Raw genomic sequence first — 21509 nt, 5'->3', positions numbered from 1 at the left:
TCAAACCAAGGGGCCTCCGGGAAAGCCGGGGCGGTTCATGGAGTCGATCGAGCTTATCGGGCTGGTTCGCACTTTCATGAGCCACGCCAAGAGCAACGGTTTGAGCGTTCACGCCCTGCAGCAGCGGTTGGACGCGATGCCGCAGGACACCTTCAAGCACCGCCACCAGATGTTCCTGGACATCGCCGCTCCTGTGATGGCCGCGTGGGACGAGGCACTGGCGGCCGAAGGCGGAATCGACTTTGAGGACATGCTCAACCTGGCCGCCGGGCACCTGGAAAGCAGCCGCGTGGAGTCGCCCTACGATTTGGTGATGGCCGATGAGTTTCAGGACGCCTCGCGCGCCCGGGCCCGCTTGTGCCGCGCCTTGGTCCAACCACCCGGCCACTTCTTTTTCGCGGTGGGCGACGACTGGCAATCCATCAATCGGTTCGCCGGCGCAGACGTGTCGGTAATGACGGGCTTTCGGGAGTGGTTTGGCCATGGCCAGGTGCTCAAACTCGAACAAACCTTCCGTTGCCCGCAAGCATTGTGCGACGTGTCCAGCGCGTTCGTGTCAAAAAATCCTGCCCAGATTGCCAAGCGCGTGCATTCGGCTACCCCGGCCCAAGGCCCGGTGCTCCAGGCATTCCAAGTGGACAGCAAGGAAAAATTGGCAGATGCGATCGACCGGTTCGTGATGAACCTGGCCGAGCGCGTGCGCGACGAGATCATTCCACCGGGCCGCAACGGCAAGATCTCGGTCTACGTGCTGGGCCGCTACAACGCGGACAAGCAATACGTGCCGACGAACCAACGGCGCTTCAATCGCTGGGTAGACGTGTCATTTCTGACCATCCACCGCTCCAAGGGCAGCGAAGCGGACTATGTCGTCTTGCCGGAAATGCTCAGTGTCCTGAAGGGGCGCAGCTTCCCCAACACCCGCACCGACGATCCGGTTCTGGCCTTGGCCATGCCCGACGGGGATAACTTCCCGCAGGGGGAGGAACGTCGCCTGTTCTACGTCGCACTGACCCGCGCTCGACGCACCGTGGCGATGTTCACCACTAAAGGCCAACGCTCCACGTTCCTTCGGGAGTTGGTAGAAGACGAGGCCGTGGTGCTCACCGACACCGACGGCAACGCCCTCAAAGAAGAGACTTGCCCTGCCTGCAAGCAAGGCGTGCTGGTGCTGCGCACTGGGCCCTACGGGGAGTTTCGCTCCTGTTCTAACTTCCCCATCTGCAGCTACAAGCCCCCAAAGCGCAACTACGCGCACAGATCGCCGATTGGCCAAACCAGCCTGTCATCTAGAACAACCTTAAAATAAACTCTCGCTGTTCTGCGACCAAAATTAAAATAAAAACTGATCGCGTGGCTCCTTAGCAAGCGTGGGCGCCATCATCTAACACGATCCATTACTCCGGCCTATCTTAGCCTTGACTTAAATATTCAAGAACTGAATTCGCTGGGGAACAGGCCTGCAAGGTTCGAATGCCGGTCTAGAGGCGACGCTGCGGCAAGAACACGGTTACCTCCTTGCACACGATTTCTTCGCTTGGGTCCCCCTCGTGCTGAAAGGGGACACCCGCCGCCCGCAGCTGATTCACTACGTCCAACACATCGGCCGACGATATCGGACGCTCCAGCAAAGTAGTCATTTTTCCAGCAACAGCCACCGGGGTGCGAGTCCTGCCCTCCTGTTCCAGTTGCTTGAGCGCGAAGAGCAGCGCGGCTTCGTCCCGATTGATTGCTGCGCTAAACGCTGCTACGAGCGTCAGCAACAGCGCCATACACGAAGTTACTGACGTCGCGCCGGACGCTGCCGTAATCACCGCACCCGCCAAAGCCACCAAATTGAGTGCGTTTTTCGATACCCGCGTTCCCCCGGCGTTCGCAGGGTTGACGATGATCCACCCCAAAGTACCCCGGGTTGGGTGGACCGCGTGACCGCCAACGCTGGCAGACCTAAGATCCACAGCTCCACTGGTCAGGACGCGCATCGTCAGGCTTGGAAAGTCACGGTGATCGAGGCCAGCTTCTTCAATCGCGGCTGCAACCAGGCGCGGCAAGTCCTGCTTGGTGAACTCGTTCATGCGAGCCTCCGTTATTTTTCCGAGCGATTCGTCAAATAGCGAACGTAGCTTTCAAATGTATCTTCCCCCTCATACGCCACCAGCTCCATGATGTATTGAAGGAAAATATCCTTTGCGAACTGGATTGCCACAGAAAGGTCGATCGGCAGCTCATCGCCGAGCGCCAGACGCTTTCCGTGCCCGATCTGAGATCGCCCCCTTTTGTAGATGTCGTCCGTCAGTTTCTGGATGGTGTGGCCGCCTGCGAGCACTTCCTTTTCTTTGCGTTTCAACAGCGCGCACGCAAGCTGCTTGATCTTATGATCCTCGCCACCGTGGGTCAGAATGTCGAGCGCAACACCGATCTTTACCAGCGCTACTGGGTCGGACTTGCTTCTCCACGCATCACCCATCCAATGCATCCCCTCAAACCAATGCCGGTAAAGCGATTTCGCCGCCCCCTTTGGGGAAGGGCTGATGAACGCGGCAATAGCTTCGCCACAGCGGATGCGTAGCGGCTCGGTGTGGTCAATGATCTGGTTCTGACGTTCCTGTCCACCCAAAATTCCGGGCATTGCAAGTCTCCAGCCCTCGGAAATGTCATGCAAAGCTGGTTGACGCAGCCGTCGTGTTAGCACCGGCGTAGTTTCCTCAAGCGGGGCCCTGATTTCTTGGAAGACACGGTGTCCCAATGCCAGCATCATGGAATCAATGGCTACTGTAGCGGCAAGGCGAGCACACTCATCTGCGCGCGCCTGGGACCGGCGATCCACAATGATGGTAGCCACAAGATAGGCGCGGCCAATGGCTTCCAGTGCACGCTTGGCATTGCTAAGGTCATCGTAGGTGACCGCCGCAAACTTGTCTCCTGCGACAATCTTCAACTCATCGATAGTGCTAGGCAAAGGAACCCGCGCCTCCGCTCGCCATCTGACTATGTTGGTCCATGCAAGCGGACGACCCGCGCGCCTTTCAACAAAGTCAAGCCAATCGGCAAGGCACAGAAACTGCACGGGGCCAACGCTGAAGCTCTTGCAAGGCTCAGAGAAAATCTGGCAAGGGAAGTATTGCGCCAACTCGCGCGATGCGCCTTCCACGCGAGCCGTGAGAATAGCCTTGAACACGTGCTTCAGTTCCTCGTCTTCCGAGTGATGAGCAAGCGCATCGCCGCTGATCATGTCGCCAAAGCTCAGCAATGCGTGTTCGTGCACTTCAGCCAGCGGCATGGCATACCGCGCCTGCATATCATTCTGGTGCCAGAGTTGCCCCGCCTTACAGATCGACAGATAGCCTCGCCTTGACGTGGGGAATAGCCGGTGGCGTGATGCAGGAATTTTATACGCATAGGTGGTGAAAGGCAGGATTGCCTCGTCACGCTCGTCCTCAGTCATGTCATTGAAGGAGTGAACCTCGCTTACTGCATCTGTGAGCAGGTCCTCAATACTGGAGGCAAGTTCGTCGTTGCTGTCGTGTGGCTTCATTCAGCGCACCTCCGATGCTGCCATCACACGGCTGCAGTGCTCGATGCTTCCAGCATGGGTATTGCGCAGCAGCGTGCCTTTTGCCAATGGCTGTCCTACAAGTTGCATGCCACCCCCGTATAAGCGATCAATCCAGACCATATACCAAGTGCTACATCGTCATCCGTGGTCCCTGCTCGCGCTGCTGGGTCTGCTGCTGGGTCTGCTCCAATTGCTGTTGCCGCACCTGGTCCTGCTTGATGACCTCGGCCTGCTGGAGATTCTGCTCCGCCGGCTGCTGGGCGGCTTCCCGCCCATCCACCCGAGCGTGGAAGATCGGCAGCTTGTCGCCAAACGGCGCGTAGACCGCCAGCACGTGCTGGGCCCCATCGTTGCCCAGCACGCCGGTCACCCTATCTACTCGCTTCACCAGCGGATCTTCGGTTTGCTGCTTGTAGAGCGCGGCGGTGACGTTCCGACTCTCCTCGTCGTTCCAGTTCCGAGTGCCTTGCACCCAGGAATGGATGGTCTGGTAGGTGGGGTGGTCCGGGTGCGCGGGGTTGTCGGCCAGCATCGGACCCTGCGCCCCCTTCTCCTGTGCCGGTTCGGCCTCCTGCTCCTTGCTGCGGCCTGGCGCGGTGACCGATACCGCGCCCAGTGTCGGCACGTGCGCCATGGCTGGCTGTCCCAGCTCGGCCTTGGCTTGGCGCAACTCCTCGGAGGTGGTCACCGCGACCTGGTGGGCCACCCCGTCTTGGCCGACCTGGTAGTGGGCAATCGGGCTGTCGTAGCCGTATTGCCCCTGCTCGTTCGGCTTCAGCTGCTGCATCGTCGGGCCGGTAAGGCCTTCGGCCTCCTTCGTGCGCTGGGTGGCGAGTTCCACCGCCTGCAGGTTGTTCTCCTGGGCGTTGAGGTCGATGCCGGCAGCCCGGTAGCGATGCAGGAGCTCGTTGTGCTCCATCTGCGCAGGCGTCGGCGCAGGGCGAGCCTCAATGGCCGCCAGGGTTTCCTGGGCGCGCTCCAGTGACGGCTGGCGCATCTGGTTGGTGAGCTCCAGCTCCACTGCCAAGTTACCGGCGGCCACCCCGTCCTTGCCCGCCCACTGCCCCTCAGCAGTGCGCTGGTAGAGCTGGCCGTCGTGTCCCTGCACCTGGTCGGGCTTGGCCCGGGCGTTCTCCACCGCGGCGGGCACCTCCACGCCGTAGTCCTGCCCGCGCTGGGCGGCATGGCTCTCCAGGTAGGCCTGGGCGATGGCCTCACGGCCGGTGGCGATGTTGCCCTCGATCCGTGCCAGAGCATCCTGGTTCAAACGCTGCGTCTGTTCCGCGTTTGCGATCTGCGGCTCGTAGACGCCGCGATCATCGGCACCCGACACACCGGTCTTGACCTGGCGCTCCCAGGCCTCCGTGGTCGGATTGCGGTGCCAATTTTGATTGTCCAACCCAATCCGATCGCCGGGCTGGGCCGGGAGGTTGAACGGGTCCTGCGGCGGGGGCGCCTTGCCCAGCGCGAACTCGGCGGCTTTGGCATTCGCCATCGCCCCCAGCTCCTGGGACTTGGCGTAGCTGGCCACCACGTCCTGCTCAACCGCCTTGCCCTGACCCTCTTGCAGCTGGCCCTGGCGGTCCCAGTTGCGGCCGTTGAACTGCCAGTCCACCCCGGCCTTGTCGGTCTGGTGGAAGATGTCGCGGTTTTCTTTGAGGTCCACGGCCTTGTCGAAGGCCTTGCTCATCAAGACTGCGTCGCCCACCACCAGCGCCGCGGGCACAAACCCACTGCTGCTGCCCAGCGCGGCCGCGGTGGCCGCGCCGCCGGCCCAGCCGCCCGCGTTGCGCGCAATGGCGTGCTGAACCTCCGACTGCGCAGCCGAGGTGTTGCCCTGCTCCATCAGCGCCGAGGCCGTGCGGGCAGTCATGACCACATCCGCGCCTGTGGCCAGAAGTCCGCCGGCACGGGTCAGGCCACGGGCAGAGGCTTCACCCATCAACAACTGCATGGCGACTTCGCCGCGCTGGCCGCGTGGGACACGAAGGTTCTGTGCGGCTTCCTCGCCCAGGACTTGCTCGACCTTGAGGATGCCCTGCTCGGACAAGACCACGCGCCCGTCGTGGTGGGCGTTGGCGATGGCGAGCGACAGCCCACTGCGCTGAAGTTCAATGTCCCCGCCCCGAACGATCGCGGTGTTACTGACCTGGATTTGGTTGAGCGTGGTGACGATGCGCGACTCGGAATGCGCGACGGCACCCCAGCCGTGGTCCACACCTGTGAAACCCTTCAGCGCCTCTATCTGCTGCGCGTGGGTCTGGTAATAAGCAGGGATATCGCGAAAGAACTGACGAACCCTCTCACTGGTTTGTGCCGGAGTTTCGCCAACGGGGGTGTTGGTGTTCAAGTCGCCATTGATCAGCCCGACCTTGACCGTGTCGCGCAACTTCTCTACACGCTGGGCGACTCGATCAATCGCATCAGGGTCGCCCATCAAAGCAGCTTGGCCATCTCGCGTCGATTGGATGCGACTCAATCGTTCAAGCATGCCCTTTTGGTAGTCCGCCAAAGGGCCACCGCTGTGTGGCGTCACCCCAAGCGCGTCAGCCAGTTGAGGACTAGCCGGCAGGAACAAACGGTTCTCAGAGGCATGGATATGAAACTTCCCGACCTCTTGCAACTTTGCCAACAACTCGCTGTTCTTCAGCGTCTGCTGTTCGATGTTGTGATGGTCTTGGAAAAGCGTCCGATAGTTCGCCATGGATCAGGCTCCTTCCTTGCTGCCCGTGTTCGCAAATCAGCGGTTCACAACGTCGTAGAACCAAAGCCCATTGGACTTGCTAGGCGTGACGATGCCCGCTGCCTCAACGGCCTCCTTGAACGCTCTATCGCAGAAGACGCCGCCATGGAAAGGCAACCTGAAAACATGCGCCGAACCCAGCACATCCCGCCTGAAGGCCAGCCTGATGTCGCCGGTGAGGTCGTAGTATTTCCCCTCTTCGAAGTCGTCACTGATCTCGATGTTGAGTTCAGAGGCCTCTTCGTCCAAGGCATCCAAGGTGCGGACAACATCGCAGAGGAAGACGGTCGGGCCTTTGGAGCCATCGGCCAAGCGATAGTCAGCGTCAGCGAAGGCGAAGGCGTCCGCGTCCACTGACTCCATCACAAGGCGCAGCCGTTCGGAAACCAACCAATAGCCGCTGAAGCCGCCCTCTAGGTCTTCAGGCAACACACCCTCACTGGGGTGGTAAACGAGGCGCGGGGTTTCGTGCAATGGCGGGAACCCGCCTTCCTTTGGCTTCACGATGAGGCGCGGAGGCGTTCGCAGAACCTTCTCGTTTTCAAAGACCACCCCATGCCCTTTTCCTCCACGCCGAGCGTCTGGCTGCAGTTGGAAGAACTCACCCTTTTTAGGCTCATTGGTCATCATCGTTTCCATGCGTTGCACCCCGTCCATAGGCTCAAGTCCATCGATTGCTGTGACCTGAGTCTAGCGCCATCAGCTGCTGCTTGGGCAGACAAATGGGCAAGGGTCGTGACATGTCCGCCGCCACCCGTGCTGTGTCCAAGGGACTCAGCGCTTTGCCGGCTCCCACCCTGCCCGCATGGCTTCCTCGGGGCTACAGAACATGCGCTCGCCGCGTGCCTGGTCGATGCTGGTCCGCTCGTAGTCCCGTTGGCCGAGCGAGTGGTAGATCTTCTTGCCTTGGCGGGAGATGTTGCCCTTGATGCGACATCCGTCCGGCGCAGGTGTCGCGGCCACTGGAGTCTGGCGTGCCGCCTGCTCGCGCTTGCTGCGGCGGTAGTCCGCGGGCATCTGAAACGGCCCCTGCCAGAGGTTGCGCCGCTGCTGGCGCGCGTCGGCTTCGTCTGCGATGAACGCCGTTGCGTATTGGCGATACGCGACCGCCCAACCGGAGCTCACCATCCAGCGGTTGACCGACTGCCCTTGAACGAAGCACTCCGCGACCACCCTGCCATAGCGGTCCGTGTCCCTGGGCTGGCAACGAACGGTCTTGTCCAACAGGTAGCCGTCCAGCGCGGCGGCGGACCGCCGACCACAAGGCCAGGCACGTCCGTCCTTGGTGGTGCATTGCTGGGTGCTTTCCGGGGCATCGATGCCCCACAGGCGGATACGCTGCTTCGCCACGGTGAGGGTGTCCCCGTCCGTGACGGTCGCGCGGCCGACCAACTCTGCTGCCACGCCAGGAATCGAAGCAAAAACCAAAAACAGAACCAGAACCACCAGACCCTTCAACGCCATCAACAACGACTTCCTCTAAGCGCACGCTCGGGTGGCGAGCGCCAGTTCAAACAGGGGCCGACACTTTAGCGGAAGTGGCAAAGGGGCGCCGCCCAATTCGCCAATCCTTCAATCCCGACTTGCGTTCCTGATGTGGACGCCGCCGGTCTCTTCCACGACGACGAAGTCACTGACCAGCCAACCGTATGTATCGCTGAGCGCGTCAGCAATGTGCTCTTCGCTCTCGCACTCGACCGTGGCTTCCATCGGCAACGCGGGACTCTTGCCGTCGGTCTCCCAAACAATCCCGCGCACGTAAAACGCCTTCATTCCTGCTCCATGGATGTGCATCTGCCTTGGCAGTCTAGCTTCGGCAGACTGCCAAGGTGAAGGGGTGGGCTATGCCCACCCCCTGCTGGCCAGGCTGACGTGCTGTCGGCCACCGATGACCAGGTGGTCAAGGACTCGGATGTCGAGAAGCGCCAGCGCCTGCTTCAGGCGCTCGGTGACTTGGCGGTCGGCTTGGCTGGGCTCCGGGTTCCCGCTCGGATGGTTGTGGAAGAGGATGACGGCGACGGCGTTGAGGTCCAGGGCGCGCTTGGCGACGACTCGGTTGTGGACTTCGCATGCGTCGGTGGTGCCGCTGAAGAGGTGCTCGGTGGCCAGGATGTGGTGCTTGGTGTCGAGGAAGATGCAGCCGAAGACTTCGTGCGGCAGGTGGGCGCAGCGGGCGACCAGGTAGCTGCCTGCCTGCTCGGGGCTGTGGATTTTGCCCAGCCGCTGGAGGCGTTGCTCCAGGATGGTGGCTGCTGCGAGCAGGATGCCCTCCTCGTCCATCTGGAGTTGGTATTGGGCCTTCCGGTCTTGGGTGCGCTTCATCGGTTCTTCTCCACCAGCGCGTTGTGCGCCTCGTGGGAACCGGCAGGCGAAGCGTCCGGCCCTACCGCACCCGGCAGTGAGCACCGCCTGCGGCGCGCAGCGGAGGGCCGGAACAACGTGGAGGAGGCCTGCCCTTGCGGTCGGGACAGCGAAGCTAGGATTCCCTTCAAGAGGCCCAGCGCTGGTGGAGATGAAAGGCCTTGAAACCCAACCCCCTCAAAGAGAAAGCCCTTACAGTAGGCTAGCCAGAGCAATCCAAGGATGAGAAAGATGCCCAAATACGATCTTGTAAGCCAGGTAGACGAATGGGGTTGCGCCGCTGCTTGCGTGGCGTCCCTTTTGAACATCCCATACTCTCGAGCAAAGCGTCTTCTAGAAAGAGAGAAGCGCGCCGGGATAGATGATGAGCAAGAGGGATTTGAGATCGATGAAATCGCCAGGGTTCTTTACAGCAAAGGCGTAAAAGTCATCGCTGACTGGAACCCTCCTTCGAAGCTTCCCAGCGGCACCATCGTGTGCGTCCACAGCCGGGTCAGATACGTAAGCTATCACTACCTTCTCAAGGTCCCTGGCGGCTACATGGATCCGTGGTTCGACCTCATAGAGGATTGCCGAGAGGCCAAAGTGCGCAAGGACATCCCAAAAGGGACCAAAATTGTTGTCGCTCTTATTCCAACGAAAAATAGCCGCCCATCCTAAGACGAGCGAGGATGTCGTGTAACGGGGCTCCAGTGCGGTAATGCGAGGAGGTAAGCCATGCTTCCGGTCGATCCAGCGATGCCCTAGCCGCCTACGCCACCGGGTTTCATAGACCCGGAGCATCTTCATAGGAACCGCGGTTCCAGGACCGGTAGCGCCAGGGCACGACCTCTTCAAGGAAGGTGATTCGCGGACTCGGCAGGGAGCGCAGCGACGCGAGGCCGCTCTTCAGCCGCTCTGCATGTGCTTCCGGCACGAAAAGCCACGGCCTAAGGGGCCATGCTGCCGGCACGCCACTGTCGCGCGCCAGGGCGACCTTCAGTCCTCCCCAATGCTCATCCCAAGACCGCAGCCGGCCTAAGAGCGACGATGCCCCAGTCGCATAGGTGATCTCACACAGGTAGGCCATCTGTTCCTTGAAGCTCACGGCCACAGCGTCGCAATACCAATGCGGGCCGCTGGTGTCCGGGTTGGCCCCATCGTTGAGTTGGATGCAGCACTGGCTGTTGACGAACAGCGCCCGGTCCGCGCGCAGGTAGTCCAATACCACGCCTTCAAAGTGATCCATGCTTTAGGCTCCTCGCGGACATAGGCTCAACGCTATTTCTCAGTTTGACATGGACAGCGCGACACGCTCCGACGCGGGGCCGCCCTCACTGCATCTCAATTCCAACACCGCCAAGTAACTAAAATAGAAAATAAACTAACTAATATTAACTAACATTTAACTTTCGTTCATTTTAAAATTGAAATATTTTCAGTTTTTAGCTAACCAATTAATTTTAAACACTACAGTAAAGTCTCAGCAAAGAGCCACCCTCGCCCACCTGAAACCCTTGCCACATATAGGAGCAATAGGAATTTGCAAGGTTAAGTTGAGCCACCAGCCACGGCTTAATTCATCCCGGATCCGGCAATGCCTGAGGTGATGATCGGTGGCGCAGAAAAACTCCGATTTTGGATTGACGAATTTTGAGGCCGACGTATCAAGCTTCCATCTACCGATGGAAGCACAGCAATGGCAAACGACCCCACCAATGAGCTACAGAAATACAACGACCACCCCTTCGGCGAACTGAGCTTTGGCAGCGTCCGAGTCGGCCGCGTCACGTTCAACAACGTGCGCCTCCGAGGACGCGAGGCCCTTATCGGCCTGGAAGAACTTCTCCAAGCCGCCTGCGAGAAAACGCAGCGCATCCGAGTCCGGAAGGACGGCACCCGGTATCCGGAACCCCTACCCCTGGCCACGCCCGGTCGGCAGTTGTCGGAGGAGATCGCCGACTACCTGCGCGACATGACCCGCCGCAACCTGCGGCCGCGCACCATCGAAGCCACGGCTCGCACGCTGGGCCTTCTGCAACGCGTCTGCGGCGACATTCGGGTCTCTCGCATCGACCACCAGCACATCTACCGCCTGTGGGATCTCATCCGCTGGGCTCCCCCAGGCGCGGCTTCGGATGCAGAGCTCAAGTCCTTGTCCGCCGAAGACCTGATCGTGCGCGGCCAAGCCATCAAGGTCGAGCCGCCGGCGCCCGCGACGCTGGAACTGCACCGCCGCTTCCTCGCCACGTTCTTCAGCACGCTGGTCAAAGCCAAGGCCATTCCCGTCTCACCGATGGAGCCCTTCCGTGAAATAAAGAAGGACTTGCTCCAGGACACCAGCAAGCCCGACCGCCTCTTCAGCGACGAGGAACTGCAGCGCATCTTCGACCCAAGCAACTTCATCCCCTGGGCCAAGAAATGGCCGCACCGGTGGTGGGGCCCGATCATCGGGCTCTATACCGGCGCGCGAGTTGGGGAGGTCGCCCAGCTCAAGGTGGCGGACATCATCCAGGAGCGTGGGATGTGGTGCATTTCCATCCGCAAGACGATCGACGAGGACTTGGCCGGCAAGGTTGGCACGCGGAGCCGCCAGAGCCTCAAGGGGGACTCCGCGGTGCGGGTGATTCCCCTTGCCCAACCCATCCTCGATGCGGGCTTCCTCGACTTCCTGGAAGACATGAAGGCGTGCGGCCATCCCCGGCTGTTCCCCCACCTGTCCGCTGGCGTGAACAAGAAGACCGGGGAGACGAACGCGCGCTACAGCCAGGGGCTACTCAACCAGTTCAGCAGCTACCTGAAGGATCTTGGATTCCCGAAAGGAGTTGGCTTCCATGCGTTCCGCCACACGATCGCCACCGAGCTCTACCACCGCGACGTGCCCCAAGAAGAGGTCGCCCTCATCACCGGGCATTCGCTGAGCAAGAAGGTGCCGGTCTTGCAGGACTACTACCTCCATAAGCGCCCCGACCGAATCCGCGTGAAACAGGCACGGGCCTTGGAGTTGTATCGGCCGTCGGTCGAGCTGCCGAAGTATCAGGCGGGACAGTTCAAGGAACGGTTGCGGGACAAGCAAAAGTTCTATCCATGACTTTGCCTAGACCCAACGACCACCACAGCCGACTCAAGCGTCAGCGCCCCATGTCCCTCTCCAATTCCCACTACCATTTCCGGAGTTCCACTATGAGCATCACCAGCACTCCTAGCGCCGACCTGTCACCTAGCCCCAGCCAACGCCCACCTGGCAAAGCGGTAACCCGCTCGCCGAGCGATTTGGCTGCCTTATACTTTCGCCCGAAGACTCCTCATCCCCGCGGCCGCACGTTTACCGACCGCGAGATTGCAGCGATCTTTGCCTCTCCAAGCTACGAGCGCTGGGCAACCGATCCGCTGCTTTTCTGGGCCCCCTTCCTCGGACTCTACATGGGACTTCGAGCGTCGGAGGTGCTGCGCCTTTCGATCGAGGACTTCGTGGAGCAACACGGAGTGACTTGCATCGTGGGTTGGGGGCGCGCCGCCAAGCGCACGCAAGACCTCAATGCCTACAGGCATCAGAGTCGACGGATCAGTTGCGCCTGGTCGATCCCCGTGCCACAAGTCTTGCTAGACGCTGGCTTTCTGGACTACGTTGCATCCATCCGTGAAAAGCAAGAACAGCAGCTGTTTCCTGCTATCCAGCAAGAACCAGCACGTGACACCGCGGCGTCGCTCAGAAGCAAGTTCATGCGATACGTGCGCTCACGCGGGATTAAAGAGGGCGCGTTTCCAGCCCTGCGCCAAACGTTTGAGCAACGCATCAAGAAAGCTGAGATCTGCTGGACTGATCGCAAGGTGCTCACCCGAGAGTCAAACCACTGTTCCCCAATGGCGAAGCATTACTATCACCCACTCTATCGGATGTGCCACTTCAAAAAAACTCTGGATAAAGCTATCCCGGTGCACTGGCCTTGCCACGCTTTGTTGGTAGGTAGAAGCTCCGGTGCGGCAGACCACCTTGGTCACAGGCCACAGCACGGATCCCAGAGAGCATTCCGGTGTTGCGGAAGAAAAGAAGTGCCGGCCCTGACAAGCCTACTTCTACAAGAAGTCGGCCGTGGCGCGGACCAAGGAAATCAAGGTCTTGGCTCGATACTTCCCGCCAGCGAACCTACCGACTCACATAAAAGGGCAGTTTGGGAGTCCTATCCGAACCCAGAAAGTTCTATGCTTGAAGAAACCGAGAGGGGGGACAGGTCATGCCGGAGCATCCGATATACCGTAACGCGCTTAACGCAATACAGGTTGGCGTGGAGGATTTCAATGAGGGCTCCCCACCTCGCCTCTCGTCAGCAGTCCGAAACCTGACCGCCGGCATCTTGCTTCTTTGTAAAGAGAAGCTTCGCCGCCTATCTCCTGAAGACGAGATTCTGATTTGGAAGCAAATCTTACCTTCCTTGGACGATGATGGGAACGTAATCTTCGAAAAGTCAGGTAAAACAACAGTTGACGTATCTGAGATCATTGCACGCTTTAAGTCCTGCGGCATTGACGTGGACTCTAACCTCTTGCAGCGGATCACGGGAATCCGGAACCGCGTTGAGCATCACCACGTTGATGATGTTAGTCAGATCCGAGGCGCTTTCGCTGATGGCCTTCTTTTTCTCTCTCAGTTCATGCCAAAGCATTTGGGGGTCGATCCTCAGGAGGAGATCGACGAGAGCGCATGGGCCTTACTTGTGGAAGAAAAGGAGGTCGAAGATCGCCTCAGAGCGGAGTGCAGGGCTTCTTATGCGCAAATCGATGGCCCTGGCCTGCTAACGGATGCTATTGAGCGCGAGGGATGTCCTGAATGTAGCTCCCAGCTTATCAGGCAGACCCACCCACAAAACACCAATCCATTTGAGGCTCAGTGGGCGTGCAGAGCTTGCGGTCACACCAGTTCTAATCAGGAGTGGCTCGGCCGCATACTTCCCAGCCACTTTTCTGGCGCAAGCTTCTTAGCTGCGAAGGATGGCGAACCTGATCCTCTGGATACCTGTCCCGAGTGTCAAGAGGAAGCTTACGTTCACAGTGAGGAGATTTGCTTCGCGTGCGGCTTTGAACTCGAGCCAAGCGAGTGCCTCGTTTGTTCCGAGCCGCTAGGACTAGACGATCATGGTGAAGCGCTCTGTTCGTATCACCGCCATGTCGCCGAAAGAGAGCGTGACCGCTAGGAAATGAGAGCCTTGCCCTCTTTCCTTTGACGAGACAACTTCATTCGTGGGAAAAACCATCGGCCAGCAACGCCTAGGGGAATCATGCGAGTCGCAGATCTTTCCATCCAGAGCTTTCGTGGCGTCCGTCAAGGCTACCTACGCTTCAATAAACATGTAGTGCTTGTCGGAAGCAACAACACTGGCAAAACAACGGTCATCGAGGCGCTTACTCTGCTGCTCGGCAGGGACCGCCTTATACGGGATCTGACAGAGCACGACTTCTTTGGCTCGGACCCGTTGCCAGATGATCGCATCAAACTGATTGCTACGATCACCGGCTTTGAAGGCGACGACCCCAACCAGCACTCCGAATGGTTTAGGGATGGTCGCGCTGTTCCCAAGTGGCTAGACGATACAACTGGCACGGTTCATCCGTTGCCAACCGAGAGCGCCACACGTCTGTGTTGCCAGATTGGCGTCCAAGCCTACTTCGACCGGTTGTCACTCACCGTGGAGGTCGTGCGCTACTTCCACGATCACGATGGCGCACTCGATCCGTTCGATGAAGACTCGCCCGTTGCGGTGCCCAGTCGACTCATACAGCAGTTTGGGTTCTTCCTTGTCAGAGCGAGTCGGACGTGGGACCGAGTGCTGTCGTGGGGTAGCGAACTCTTCCGCAGGACCATCCACGCCGCAGCCGCTCAGCCAGCAGGCGCTATCCTCGCCCAGCGGGACCAGCTGCGATTACCTGACGCGGCCATTGAGGACGACGAGCAGATTGCGCCCCTCATCAACAGCGTGAACGACGAGGTTGCACGGTGTATCGCCGGCTCTCCCAAGCTGAAGCTTCGCGTCACCTCCACGGACAGCCGTTCCGTGCTGGATGCCGTGGCACCCCACTACGCTATGACGAATGGACCCAGCGTGCCCGCCGCTCGCCAAGGAAACGGATTGATTTCGTTGCAGGGGCTGTTCCTTCTCCTGGAGCTTGGAAGACTCCGTGCTAAAGGCGGCGAAGGCTTCACCATGGCCTTGGAAGAGCCAGAGCTTCATCTACCTCCGGCAACCCAGCAGCAGATTGTGCTGAGGGTGCAGGCACTGTCCTCACAAACATTTGTTACGACCCACTCTCCAACCATTGCGGCAATGGCTGACCCCACCTCCGTTTTGCTGCTCAGAAACACTGACGGAATTCTGACCGCCAAGCCTTTCTTGGAGAAGAATCTCGACGGCCAAGCGGCCAACTGGCAGCGCAAGTTCTATCAGCACAACCGGACAGAGGTCATAAACGCCCTCATGCACTCGTTTGTGCTGGTCCCTGAGGGGCGTTCAGATCATCTGTTACTGCAGACGCTCCTCAAGCCGCTGATGCTTAGGCAAGGCTGGGCGGGCGAGCATGCCCACTCCTTCGGCCTGGAAGTCGGCCTTGTTCCTACCGAGGATGCCAAGGTCGTAGAGACTTGGATCGACCTTCAGCGGGTGCATCCACGCGTTTGCTGCCTGGTGGATGGCGATGCAGAGGGTTTGCGATACACCGCGGAACTAACAAAAGCGGGTGTCCCTCCTGGTTCGATAATCAGGTGGCCTGAAGGTCAAATGCTTGAGGACCTCTTGGCCTGGATTTTTTCTGCTGACCCAACTGCGATTGCCGTAGTCGCACGAGAAGTCCCAGCGTTGCGCGACGCAGGCGTGCCGGAGGTGGTTGCCTATGCAAAGACAAAGAAGTGCGACCTTGTCCTCTACGAAACTCTTGCTGAGGCTATCGTCGACAACGAGGCATGCAGAAGCCGGGCGTCCGAACTATTTGAAGGGATGGCTATGGCCTGCTCCGATACGGGAAGCGCTCACTTTGCACAGAGCAAGAGCGGCTGGGTATTCCAGCCATGACTGTCACCGTTTTTTCAGGTGGAGCTGGAAGCGGAAAGACATACCACCTAATGCAAAGGCTTGCAGAGGTCATCGCACAAGAGCCGATGGCCGAAGGTTGCAAGGTATTGGCACTCACCTTCATGCATGGCTCCCGCCGTCGCCTTGATGACCGACTCGCGGGCGTCCCGGGCTTGGCGCGCCGCTATGACTGCACCACCTTGGACAGCTTCGCTGCTCGGATTGTTCGACGCTGGCAATCACTGGCTACCCACGAGCGCTACGGCGAGCCACGTGAGTCGGACTACGACGAAACATGTCGGGTGGCCGGAGCACTACTCGCCCACCGCGAAGTAGTTCTCTGGGTGAAGGCGTCCTACCCCACCTTGATCATTGACGAGGCTCAGGACCTTTCGGCAAACCGGCTTGATATCGTTCGCCACCTTTCAACAGAACTGACGACGCTCATCGCCGCAGATGAGTTCCAATGCCTGGACCCAGCCCTCCGCCCCAATCCGGCATGGGAGTGGCTCCAACTTCAGGAAGACCACGTAAGGCTAGAGCGGACAATGCGGACCAACGTGGGTTCTTTGCTGGATGCCGCCGCGGCTTTAAGGTCTGGAATGGAACTCTCCATTGGTCGAGGATTTTCGTTCCGAGCAACGGCCAATGCTCCGCTGGCCGCTACGTTCTTGAGCAATCAAATCGGATGGAAGGTGAGGGGAAAGACCTTGGCGGTGATATCCCCTGTAGTGAAGACCTTCGCCGAAGGCGTTGTGGAAGTTTCCGCCACTAGAGCCACAAAGCATGGCAATGGTCCGTATCGCATCGGCTGGGAACACGCCGAGGCAAAAGTCGTGGAAGCACTTTTGGCGCGGATAGTTGCGCCTGCCATGACCACGCCTGCTGACGCCCTGGACGCGGTGAGAGTCCTAGGAGACCCTGCCCTTTATGCTGAGGTTTCCAAGTGGGTCGACCGTCTAGTTCGAACCAGGCGTGAGGTGGCCATCTCTCGACAGATGCTTTCAGACACGATCAAACAGATTTTCGCCAACCGTGCGAAGTTTCAGCGCTCTTCGGATTTCGGCTACAAGGCCATGTCCGTGCACCGAGCAAAGAACAGGGAGTTTGACCACGTTGTCGTTCTTTGGCCTGCGGCAACGTCAGGAGACAACGAACAGAAGCGGCGGCTGCTCTACAACGCGGTGACGCGGGCGAAGGAGGAGTGTATCGTCCTTGTTCAGGCGAAGAACAACCTTGATGCGCCACCCTTCAAACAGCAATGACACCCCGTCTTCACCATTGCCGCGAAGGCGACGGCCCTCATCTCACCGATGCCGCGAGGATCATTCCCCCATCAAACCCTACGAGACGATCCCACTATCTCTCGACTCGCACCCTAGTTGAGCAAGCCCGACGGCCAGCACCTGAGGCGTCTTTCGCAGTCATTAAGTCGATCAACCAGGGAGCTGAACGAGCAACAGGGCTGAGGCATCTACACCTTCCGCGGTGAATAGCTCCGGCGTCTGCTCTTCGGGAATCCCTTCCAACATCAAGGCAGCTTTCGCTTGTTGAAAGGCCCTTGAAACGGAGTGCCCGAACCCTATCGCAGAGTAAAACTGGGCTGCAAACACGCGGGCAGCTGTGTCCCCGATCGAGGTATTCATTCCGATGGCACATGGAACATGCGCCACAATTGCCTCGGCCTGTCCGTAGGAGAAGCATGTGTTGAAAAATACAAGCTGGATGTCACCAGACGCTGCCATCATTGTCTGCACGATAGCTTCTTTACTTACCAGCTTGGTCCGACCCTCGCTGTCTTGAAAAAGGATTTCGTCCTCTTCGGATCCGTGGCCGCTAAAATGAATCACACCAGGCCTGCACTCGTTGATCGCTTGCAGCACATCGAGGGGCTGGACGGCCCACCTAGACTCCAACTTCACTACGTCGCGATGTTCCGACTTCCGAATCATCTCCAAGATCAAGCGGGCCTCTTCATCTAGTCGAAGTTGCTGCTGATCCAAAGGGTTAGACGCGAGAAATAGAACCGTCAGCCGCTCTGGCAACTCCTGTAACCGCTGCAAAGTAGCCTCAGTGCTTCGGTGTAAATGGTCGTGGTGCGTAAGACGGCCTTGGACCCTAGACAGCTCTTGCGCGCTCGCTACCATTGCCCGCTTACGCTCAGCATCTCTCTTCTTTTCCTCCTGGACTTGCTTTTTTTGCTCCTGAGCTTGCGCTGCGGAAAGCTGCCGGTTGGCATTTCCTAATCGCTCATACTCCCGGGCTATCTTCGTCTCAAGATCAGCTATCTTCTTTTGAATTGCGACGGCACTGCCTTCATGGCGCTGGGCCTCGCGCAGCTTCGACTGCTGTGTGGAAACAGACCTTGTCCGACTTGCGGCCGCCGTCGCATCGAACGCTTTCTTCTTCTCCCCAACGGCCTTGGTCTCTTCTCGAGATTTTTCGGTCTGGAGCCGGGCTATTTCCTTTTGATGTCTTTCGACATCCCTGCGGCGCTGGTCGACTGACATTGGATTTCCTCGATGCAGGTTAGAGGCAGTGCTCGCACCAAGGCGTAACACCCGTTGGTGTCCGGTGCGGCAACATCCCTTATCCCTAATCCTAGGCCTTGACAATCTCGTTGCCTGAGATTCGGCCAAGCATCGGTCAGCACCGGCTCGACTATCTCCGTCATTCGCCGGAGTGCTTGCCTGCAAGATCCTTGAGGCGTTCCAGCGCTTCCTTCTGCTTCGCCACCGGTAGGCGTGATACGAGAAGGATGATGTCCGCCAACAGGTCGGATGTTGCGTGGAAGTAGGCCACCGGCAGCTTCAATGCTTTCGCTAGCGCCTCTGCTGTTGCGGGATCGGGATCATGCTGCCCCGTCTCGTAACGGCTCATGCGCGTTGCCCCAGAGACGCTGTCCACCATCCCAATGCGCTCGGCCAGTTCGGCCTGGGTCCAGCCCATGGCCATCCGCGCACTGCGCAGGCGCATGCCATAGACCGTGGCCGGTGTCTTGGGTTTGGGCATCGAGAAGATTGCACGAAAGCTGAATTCCCTCAGTGTGCCGCTTGGATGCGGGCTTCTCATCTGCGATTATCGTAAATGCCGCCAGGCCGGCGGTCTACAGGGGCTTTTCTTATGAAGCACGCAGGACAAGGAGCGCTCTCTGCGCTCCTGGCATTGACGCTGGTCGCTCCCACCTCCGCCCAGGCCCAGGACGGCTCCGACCCCAAGCCCGGCTTCTTCCGCCAGCTCGGCGGCAGCCTCAAGGACGCTGGCAAGCAGATGGTGGGCATCAAGCCCACCGCAAGCACCAAAGCCGGCAGTCAGGGAACTGGCTCGATCTACACGCCCCTTAGTGGCGCCGGGAAGCTGCCCGGCCTCTTCAAGGGCGACAACCACCAGGCTGCCCAGGCCGGTCGCCTGGAATGGCCCAGGGTGGCGCTGACCTACACCGAGTGGGGCGAGAAGCTGCCCTGCTGGACCGTCGAAGCGCGCATCTGGACCAGCCCCGCCGCCTCGAGCACGGAGACGTTCCGGGCCTGCGCCGACGCCCAGCTGACCGAGACCGACGACCTGGGCGAGACGGCCGAACTCAACACGTCGGCTCTCTGGAAAGGCCGGGACGCCCTCAACGGCATTCGCGTGCCGCCCAGCAAGGGGAACACCGGCGCGCAGCGGTCCACGGGTCCCAACCCGCCGGCGCAACCGTTCGTCGTCAACGTAAGCCGGCCTGGCGTCGCCGATCGCGCCGTCGACGTCGCCCTGCGCGTGGCCTGGGTCTCCGGGTTCCTCCAGACCGCCGACCTGCATCCCGGCCCCTCGGGAATGCTGACGCCGTTCAAGGACACCCGGCTCTGGATCGCCGGCTTCAAGCCGGACGGCAACCGCGACAAACAGTAGTCCCTGACCTCGCCCGCCTTCCCCACCCATCCCTCATCAAAGGAACGACATGAAAAAAGCATGGATCGGCCTGGTCGCGTTGACCATGGCCTTGGGCCTCACCGCCTGCAGCGGCAAGCCGTCGACCGACGACGCCAAGGAAGCATTCGTCAGGCTGCTTCAGCAGAGCGGGGCTGGCCAAGTCACCGACATCCAGAACTTCGAACTCACCGGCTGCGTGGAAGCGGAAGGCGCCGATGGCTACCGCTGCGATACCCGCGGCCAAGCCGTGCTCAACATTGAGGGCCGGCAGGTGCCGATTCCGCTGAGCAAGAACCTGCGCTACGTGCGGGAATCCGGAACCTGGAGGGCCTACGCGAAATGAAGACCAACCCTGACCCGATGGCCGGCACGCCGGCGGATGCTGCGGGCGGGTTCCGTGGGGACGGCGCACCGCGCGTCGCCCCCAAGAAAGTCATGACGCCCCACAACCGGTTCTTCTGGTGGTTCTCGTGGAGCCTGCTCCTGCTCGGGCCGTTTGGCTTCATCGTTGGGCCGCTGATGGCCCGGCGCGGTCTGCGGAAAGCGGAGCGGCTCCATCCGCAGGAGGCCTCCGCGGCTCGGCAGCGCGACCAGGGGTTCACAGCTGGACAGTGGTGGGTGATGACGCCACTGGCATTGATGGGAGCCTTCTGGGTCTTTTCGCTCCTGAGCGGGCTGCCGATGGTGTTGCTGGTGCTGTGGGTCCAACTGACCCAGCCTTAGTCACGGAAGACTCCCTCACTGCCTTGCCAATCTCTTCCAAAGCGTTCAAAGGGCACGGCACGGCGTTACAATTAGCGGGTCTATGAGCATCGCTCTGGGCAATGGTCTTGAACCGGAGTCAATGGAAACATGCAAGAAATCCCTGTCGCCTGCGTTGACCTCTTCTGCGGGGCTGGTGGCCTTACTCATGGACTGAAGCGCCAAGGAATTTGGGTGAGAGCAGGCATTGATGTTGACCCTGCCTGCCGGTTTCCGTATGAGCACAACAACACCGGGGCCAAATTCTTGGAAAAGGATGTTGAATCCCTTGGCCCGGCAGACATAAATCGTCACTTCCTAAAAAGCAAATATTCACTATTGGCTGGATGCGCTCCGTGCCAGCCATTTTCGACGTATGCCAAAGGAAAAGATACTTCCAAAGATGCCAAGTGGGGGCTTCTTAAGTCGTTCGCGCGGCTGGTAAAAGAAACTCAGCCCGACTTGGTAACAATGGAGAACGTCCCACAGCTCCCCACCCATGAAGTGTTCCAAAAATTCCTCGAAGCATTTGATGGATATCATATTTGGTATGGGGTAGTCGATTGCCGAGAATATGGGATACCTCAGAAACGCCGGCGCCTTGTGTTCCTAGCATCTCGACTTGGCAGCATCAAACTTATAGACCCAACACATTCGCGGAAACATAAAACCGTGAAGGATACTATTGGCGATCTGCCTGAATTGTCTGCGGGCCAGACCGACATTAAAGACCCACTTCACACGGCAGCCAGCCTTAAAGAAATAAACCTCAAAAGAATCAGGCAGTCTAAACCTGGAGGAACGTGGGCAGATTGGGATAGCGATCTGATAGCGGATTGCCACAAAGAGGAGTCTGGCAAGACGTTTAATTCAGTCTATGGCCGAATGCGCTGGGATCAGCCTGCGCCAACAATGACCACTCTGTGTTATGGATTTGGCAATGGAAGATTTGGTCATCCCGTGCAAGACAGAGCAATTTCACTTCGAGAAGCAGCAATCTTTCAAACGTTTCCGAAGAGCTATCAGTTCACGGAGAAGGGCCAACCCATCCACTTCAAGACAGTGGGCAGACTGATTGGAAACGCCGTTCCCGTGCGCCTTGGCGAAGTCATCGCAATGAGTTTCCGCCAGCACCTCAAAGAGTTAAACCTAGCCTGAC

The 21509-nt window shown here is 59.3% G+C and carries 19 protein-coding genes and 1 pseudogene; 10 read left to right on the top strand and 10 right to left on the bottom strand.

What is annotated here, in order from left to right; translation table 11 throughout:
- Nucleotides 1-16 precede the first annotated feature (16 nt).
- Nucleotides 17-1309: pseudogene (locus FHR66_RS07385) on the top strand (UvrD-helicase domain-containing protein); the annotation flags it as partial.
- Nucleotides 1310-1481: 172 nt separating this feature from the next.
- Here FHR66_RS07385 and FHR66_RS07380 read toward each other — a convergent pair.
- The 7 genes from FHR66_RS07380 to FHR66_RS07350 form a co-directional block, all read right to left on the bottom strand.
- Nucleotides 1482-2075 (bottom strand): hypothetical protein, encoded by a 594-nt coding sequence (locus tag FHR66_RS07380; protein WP_160964857.1) that lies wholly within the window; start codon nucleotides 2073-2075, stop codon nucleotides 1482-1484.
- Between the two features lie 11 nt (nucleotides 2076-2086).
- Entirely contained in the window at nucleotides 2087-3535 is a 1449-nt protein-coding gene (locus tag FHR66_RS07375; RefSeq protein ID WP_160964859.1) for a hypothetical protein, read from the bottom strand.
- A 151-nt stretch (nucleotides 3536-3686) separates the two neighbouring features.
- The gene (locus FHR66_RS07370) at nucleotides 3687-6260 is read right to left on the bottom strand and encodes an XVIPCD domain-containing protein (protein WP_167087615.1); all 2574 of its coding nucleotides are present in this window, start codon (nucleotides 6258-6260) and stop codon (nucleotides 3687-3689) included.
- Between the two features lie 36 nt (nucleotides 6261-6296).
- Nucleotides 6297-6956 (bottom strand): DUF1629 domain-containing protein, encoded by a 660-nt coding sequence (locus FHR66_RS07365; RefSeq protein ID WP_160964863.1) that lies wholly within the window; start codon nucleotides 6954-6956, stop codon nucleotides 6297-6299.
- Nucleotides 6957-7073: 117 nt separating this feature from the next.
- Nucleotides 7074-7763 carry a thermonuclease family protein gene (locus FHR66_RS07360; RefSeq protein ID WP_160964865.1) on the bottom strand — a complete coding sequence of 230 codons (690 nt, stop codon included), beginning with the start codon at nucleotides 7761-7763 and terminating at the stop codon, nucleotides 7074-7076.
- Nucleotides 7764-7871: 108 nt separating this feature from the next.
- A complete protein-coding gene (locus FHR66_RS07355; protein ID WP_160964867.1) occupies nucleotides 7872-8072 on the bottom strand; it encodes a hypothetical protein in 201 nt (66 codons plus the stop codon).
- 69 nt (nucleotides 8073-8141) lie between these two features.
- Entirely contained in the window at nucleotides 8142-8621 is a 480-nt protein-coding gene (locus FHR66_RS07350) for a JAB domain-containing protein (RefSeq protein ID WP_160964869.1), read from the bottom strand.
- 270 nt (nucleotides 8622-8891) lie between these two features.
- On the opposite strand from FHR66_RS07350, the gene FHR66_RS07345 reads away from it, so the two are divergent.
- Nucleotides 8892-9320 carry a hypothetical protein gene (locus FHR66_RS07345; protein ID WP_237475221.1) on the top strand — a complete coding sequence of 143 codons (429 nt, stop codon included), beginning with the start codon at nucleotides 8892-8894 and terminating at the stop codon, nucleotides 9318-9320.
- A 106-nt stretch (nucleotides 9321-9426) separates the two neighbouring features.
- Here FHR66_RS07345 and FHR66_RS07340 read toward each other — a convergent pair whose 3' ends face one another.
- Complete coding sequence (locus tag FHR66_RS07340; RefSeq protein ID WP_160964871.1) at nucleotides 9427-9888, bottom strand: hypothetical protein; 462 nt, start codon at nucleotides 9886-9888, stop codon at nucleotides 9427-9429.
- Nucleotides 9889-10338: 450 nt separating this feature from the next.
- Here FHR66_RS07340 and FHR66_RS07335 point away from each other — a divergent pair, with 450 nt between their 5' ends.
- From FHR66_RS07335 to FHR66_RS07320, 4 genes are all read left to right on the top strand, one after another.
- Nucleotides 10339-11730 (top strand): tyrosine-type recombinase/integrase, encoded by a 1392-nt coding sequence (locus FHR66_RS07335; RefSeq protein ID WP_160964873.1) that lies wholly within the window; start codon nucleotides 10339-10341, stop codon nucleotides 11728-11730.
- A gap of 1144 nt (nucleotides 11731-12874) precedes the next feature.
- Nucleotides 12875-13831: a hypothetical protein gene (locus FHR66_RS07330; protein ID WP_155617086.1), complete on the top strand. Its 957-nt coding sequence runs from the start codon at nucleotides 12875-12877 to the stop codon at nucleotides 13829-13831.
- Between the two features lie 84 nt (nucleotides 13832-13915).
- The gene (locus tag FHR66_RS07325; protein WP_160964875.1) at nucleotides 13916-15700 is read left to right on the top strand and encodes an ATP-dependent nuclease; all 1785 of its coding nucleotides are present in this window, start codon (nucleotides 13916-13918) and stop codon (nucleotides 15698-15700) included.
- Nucleotides 15697-16965 (top strand): ATP-binding domain-containing protein, encoded by a 1269-nt coding sequence (locus tag FHR66_RS07320; protein WP_160964877.1) that lies wholly within the window; start codon nucleotides 15697-15699, stop codon nucleotides 16963-16965. Before FHR66_RS07325 ends, FHR66_RS07320 begins: the two co-directional genes overlap by 4 nt.
- Nucleotides 16966-17136: 171 nt before the next feature.
- Here the strand turns inward: FHR66_RS07320 and FHR66_RS07315 are convergent, their stop codons facing one another.
- Together FHR66_RS07315 and FHR66_RS07310 are read right to left on the bottom strand one after the other, a co-directional pair.
- Nucleotides 17137-18210 carry a CHAT domain-containing protein gene (locus FHR66_RS07315; protein ID WP_167087613.1) on the bottom strand — a complete coding sequence of 358 codons (1074 nt, stop codon included), beginning with the start codon at nucleotides 18208-18210 and terminating at the stop codon, nucleotides 17137-17139.
- 160 nt (nucleotides 18211-18370) lie between these two features.
- A complete protein-coding gene (locus FHR66_RS07310) occupies nucleotides 18371-18712 on the bottom strand; it encodes a helix-turn-helix domain-containing protein (protein ID WP_160964881.1) in 342 nt (113 codons plus the stop codon).
- 111 nt (nucleotides 18713-18823) lie between these two features.
- Between FHR66_RS07310 and FHR66_RS07305 the strand changes: the two genes are divergently transcribed.
- From FHR66_RS07305 to FHR66_RS07290, 4 genes are all read left to right on the top strand, one after another.
- Complete coding sequence (locus FHR66_RS07305) at nucleotides 18824-19588, top strand: hypothetical protein (protein WP_160964883.1); 765 nt, start codon at nucleotides 18824-18826, stop codon at nucleotides 19586-19588.
- A 49-nt stretch (nucleotides 19589-19637) separates the two neighbouring features.
- Nucleotides 19638-19952, top strand: coding sequence for a hypothetical protein (locus FHR66_RS07300; RefSeq protein WP_160964885.1), 315 nt, complete (start codon nucleotides 19638-19640; stop codon nucleotides 19950-19952).
- Complete coding sequence (locus tag FHR66_RS07295; protein WP_202394544.1) at nucleotides 19949-20332, top strand: hypothetical protein; 384 nt, start codon at nucleotides 19949-19951, stop codon at nucleotides 20330-20332. Before FHR66_RS07300 ends, FHR66_RS07295 begins: the two co-directional genes overlap by 4 nt.
- A 129-nt stretch (nucleotides 20333-20461) precedes the next feature.
- Nucleotides 20462-21508, top strand: coding sequence for a DNA cytosine methyltransferase (locus FHR66_RS07290; protein ID WP_160964887.1), 1047 nt, complete (start codon nucleotides 20462-20464; stop codon nucleotides 21506-21508).
- Nucleotide 21509 lies beyond the last annotated feature (1 nt).

This window comes from Xanthomonas sp. F4 (genome assembly GCF_011761895.1).
Note: the sequence above shows the minus strand (reverse complement) of the source record. Positions and strands in the feature narration are given on the sequence as shown.

Bases quoted from the DNA above. Each gene is read 5' to 3' on its own strand.
- FHR66_RS07330 (WP_155617086.1), top strand. From the start codon at position 12,875: ATGCCGGAGCATCCGATATACCGTAACGCGCTTAACGCAATACAGGTT.
- FHR66_RS07315 (WP_167087613.1), bottom strand. From the start codon at position 18,210: ATGTCAGTCGACCAGCGCCGCAGGGATGTCGAAAGACATCAAAAGGAA.
- FHR66_RS07370 (WP_167087615.1), bottom strand. From the start codon at position 6,260: ATGGCGAACTATCGGACGCTTTTCCAAGACCATCACAACATCGAACAG.
- FHR66_RS07375 (WP_160964859.1), bottom strand. From the start codon at position 3,535: ATGAAGCCACACGACAGCAACGACGAACTTGCCTCCAGTATTGAGGAC.
- FHR66_RS07340 (WP_160964871.1), bottom strand. From the start codon at position 9,888: ATGGATCACTTTGAAGGCGTGGTATTGGACTACCTGCGCGCGGACCGG.
- FHR66_RS07290 (WP_160964887.1), top strand. From the start codon at position 20,462: ATGCAAGAAATCCCTGTCGCCTGCGTTGACCTCTTCTGCGGGGCTGGT.
- FHR66_RS07320 (WP_160964877.1), top strand. From the start codon at position 15,697: ATGACTGTCACCGTTTTTTCAGGTGGAGCTGGAAGCGGAAAGACATAC.
- FHR66_RS07350 (WP_160964869.1), bottom strand. From the start codon at position 8,621: ATGAAGCGCACCCAAGACCGGAAGGCCCAATACCAACTCCAGATGGAC.
- FHR66_RS07355 (WP_160964867.1), bottom strand. From the start codon at position 8,072: ATGAAGGCGTTTTACGTGCGCGGGATTGTTTGGGAGACCGACGGCAAG.
- FHR66_RS07305 (WP_160964883.1), top strand. From the start codon at position 18,824: ATGAAGCACGCAGGACAAGGAGCGCTCTCTGCGCTCCTGGCATTGACG.
- FHR66_RS07345 (WP_237475221.1), top strand. From the start codon at position 8,892: ATGCCCAAATACGATCTTGTAAGCCAGGTAGACGAATGGGGTTGCGCC.
- FHR66_RS07380 (WP_160964857.1), bottom strand. From the start codon at position 2,075: ATGAACGAGTTCACCAAGCAGGACTTGCCGCGCCTGGTTGCAGCCGCG.
- FHR66_RS07335 (WP_160964873.1), top strand. From the start codon at position 10,339: ATGGCAAACGACCCCACCAATGAGCTACAGAAATACAACGACCACCCC.
- FHR66_RS07295 (WP_202394544.1), top strand. From the start codon at position 19,949: ATGAAGACCAACCCTGACCCGATGGCCGGCACGCCGGCGGATGCTGCG.
- FHR66_RS07360 (WP_160964865.1), bottom strand. From the start codon at position 7,763: ATGGCGTTGAAGGGTCTGGTGGTTCTGGTTCTGTTTTTGGTTTTTGCT.
- FHR66_RS07365 (WP_160964863.1), bottom strand. From the start codon at position 6,956: ATGGACGGGGTGCAACGCATGGAAACGATGATGACCAATGAGCCTAAA.
- FHR66_RS07310 (WP_160964881.1), bottom strand. From the start codon at position 18,712: ATGCCCAAACCCAAGACACCGGCCACGGTCTATGGCATGCGCCTGCGC.
- FHR66_RS07300 (WP_160964885.1), top strand. From the start codon at position 19,638: ATGAAAAAAGCATGGATCGGCCTGGTCGCGTTGACCATGGCCTTGGGC.
- FHR66_RS07325 (WP_160964875.1), top strand. From the start codon at position 13,916: ATGCGAGTCGCAGATCTTTCCATCCAGAGCTTTCGTGGCGTCCGTCAA.